General features: G+C 44.2%; 1 pseudogene. It reads left to right on the forward strand.

Annotated features, from left to right (window positions below):
• Positions 1-394: pseudogene (locus B2X72_RS03830) on the forward strand (RluA family pseudouridine synthase); the annotation flags it as partial.

The following is a 394-nucleotide window of genomic DNA, read 5'->3' on the forward strand; positions in this document are numbered from 1 at the left end:
TTATTGATGGAAGACATGCGGAGCCAGAGTTTAAAAGACAAACAACAGCTTCAACGTTTTCAATATGAAATGCATTTGGCCCTGGAGACAGAAAGTAACCATTTACACCAGTTGCTATCGACGATTACTGCGCTAAAAGAGGAACGTAAAATGCGCTCAGGAAATCTTCAAAAACAGCTTTTCGAACAATATAATTTTCGCAATGCAAAAGGGCAACACAAAAATGTAGTCGGCATATTCGATGAATTTGACCGCACAACACCGCCTGCCGGATCGGGGGAATGCGCAGCGCCAAAATTGCTGCAATATGCTTATGAAAACCAGTTAACACCCCTTGCTCTGGCCGAATTCTGGTGGGGCTGCTCACCTGCATCTGAAATACGCAGGCACAAAA

Origin of the sequence: Sphingobacterium sp. UBA7253, assembly GCF_002472745.1 — a bacterium.
GTDB classification, from domain to species: Bacteria; Bacteroidota; Bacteroidia; order Sphingobacteriales; family Sphingobacteriaceae; genus Sphingobacterium; species Sphingobacterium siyangense.